A 2,220-nucleotide genomic window follows, 5' to 3' on the forward strand; every position below is an offset into this window, starting at 1 on the left:
GTCCTTGCAATACTGTGTTTAGCAAAAATGCAAGCCGATGAACAACTCGCGATGGCAACAGCTAAAAAATTGGTAGAACAAAAACGCCAAATTGAAAAACAATGTTCTAAATAAATCCACCACTCGCACAAATCCCCCCTATTGTGCGAGCCTAAAAACACAGACACCTTATCACTGCTTTTCGAAACCATTAATCAATGCTTCTAAACCAAATAAAAAAGCCTCTGTGCCATCATCTTGATCCATAATTTGCAAAGCATCTTTTAATAGTCGAGGCATCGTATCATCTGCTATTTGTTGCCTATCATTAAGTGCTGCGATATGTTCTTGCTGCTCTAACACAGAACCTAACGTAAAATGACCAACCGCGCTTATTGCATATAACCCACATTTTAATGAAAAACCATTGTCCACCATAAACTGCAACTGCATTTCTACGGTGTCATATTGGTCTGAACTCGGGCGAGTCCCTAAATGCACTTTTGCGCCATCACGGTAACTTAATAATGCATCACGAAAGCTCAATGCATTATTACGTAAAAATTGTTGCCACGTTTCCCCAACTGCGGGTAATGAATGACGATGATTACGCTTTAGCATTTCAACAGATAATGCATCCAACAATGTGCGCTTGTTCTTCACATGCCAATATAGTGTAGGCTGCTCTACGCCCAGTTTTTGAGCTAGTTTTCGCGTTGTCAGCCCTTCCATTCCCACTTCATTTAGCAACTCTAATGCCACTGTGATGATGGTTTCTTTATCTAATCGCGCCATACTGCCCTCTCTTTTTTTCTATTGACACTCTATCACTGATAGGGATATATTCCAACTCTATCAATGATAGAGAAAAAACGATGAATAAATTTGCGATCACCGCTTTAACGATCACCGCCCTAGATGCTATGGGGATCGGCTTGATCATGCCTGTATTGCCTACATTGTTACGTGAATACGTGTCGGCTGAAAATTTAGCAAATCATTACGGTATCCTGCTGGCACTGTATGCCATCATGCAGGTTTTTTTTGCTCCTCTACTTGGCAAATGGTCTGATAAATTCGGGCGCCGACCAATATTACTACTATCTCTTGCAGGCGCTGCTGTGGATTACACTTTGCTTGCATTATCTAGCTCACTTTGGATGCTATACGTTGGGCGATTAATTTCTGGAGTTACTGGCGCAACAGGTGCGGTCGCCGCTTCTGTTATTGCTGACAATACTGCTTCACAAGAGCGTACTAAGTGGTTTGGACGCTTAGGGGCGGCTTTTGGTGTCGGGTTAATCTCTGGCCCTGCAATTGGCGGCTTTACAGGGCAATTCTCAGCTCATCTTCCTTTTATTATTGCTGCCATTTTAAATGCGCTCTCTTTTTTAGTTATTATGTTGATATTTAAAGATAATAAAATCAAAAATACTGAAAAAAACACCACAGAAACAGCAGAAAATTCGCGACCTTTCCTGCAAGTGATCAAGCCAGTCATACTATTGTTATTTATCTTTTTTATGACTCAAATGATAGGGCAAATTCCAGCAACGACATGGGTGTTATTTACGGAACATCGTTTTCAATGGGGCAGTATGGAGATCGGCCTATCTTTAGCGGGGTTAGGCATCATGCATGCCTTGTTCCAAGCATTTGTAGCGGGCGCAATCGCCAAGAAATTCAATGAAAAAGTGACGATTATTGTGGGCTTTGTTGTTGATGGAGCAGCATTCATTATTTTGTCATTATTGACAAAGGGTTGGATGATTTACCCTACATTAATCTTACTCGCCGGCGGCAGTATTGCGCTACCAGCCTTACAGGGGTTAATGTCAGCTCAAGTCAATCAAACTAACCAAGGTAAGCTACAAGGCGTTCTAGTCAGCTTAACCAATACGACGGGGGTGATCGGCCCATTATTATTTAGCTTTATTTTTGGTCAAACACTGGCAAGTTGGGATGGCTGGATATGGATGATTGGTGCGATAATGTATGTTTTATTGATTGTATTTATTTTATCTTTTTATAGAAGCACCAAAAAGATAGTTAAAATAGCGAAGCTACCAGCGAGCTAAGTTTTAGCATATCAATATTAAGTGCTATGATACCCCTATCAGATTTGCTTTTAGCACAAGATATTAAGAGACAAACCCTATGACATTACCCCCTAAAAAACCAAGAACAAAACCTGCGGAAGAAAGGCTAGATGACCTAATGAACGTATAGGAAGAATAAACG

At 40.8% G+C, this 2,220-nt stretch carries 2 protein-coding genes; one reads left to right on the top strand and one right to left on the bottom strand.

What is annotated here, in order from left to right; all coding sequences use genetic code 11:
- Positions 1-171 precede the first annotated feature (171 nt).
- On the bottom strand, positions 172-774 hold the full coding sequence (gene tetR, locus AKJ31_RS22185; protein ID WP_000113092.1) for a tetracycline resistance transcriptional repressor TetR: 603 nt from the start codon (positions 772-774) through the stop codon (positions 172-174).
- Between the two features lie 80 nt (positions 775-854).
- On the opposite strand from tetR, the gene tet(59) reads away from it, so the two are divergent.
- Positions 855-2,057, top strand: coding sequence for a tetracycline efflux MFS transporter Tet(59) (tet(59), locus tag AKJ31_RS22190; RefSeq protein WP_001031679.1), 1,203 nt, complete (start codon positions 855-857; stop codon positions 2,055-2,057).
- Positions 2,058-2,220 lie beyond the last annotated feature (163 nt).

Origin of the sequence: Vibrio hepatarius (assembly GCF_001274785.1) — a bacterium.
Taxonomy (GTDB): domain Bacteria; phylum Pseudomonadota; class Gammaproteobacteria; order Enterobacterales; family Vibrionaceae; genus Vibrio; species Vibrio hepatarius.

Excerpts from the sequence above, each read along its gene's own strand:
- tetR (WP_000113092.1), bottom strand. The coding sequence starts at position 774 with ATGGCGCGATTAGATAAAGAAACCATCATCACAGTGGCATTAGAGTTG.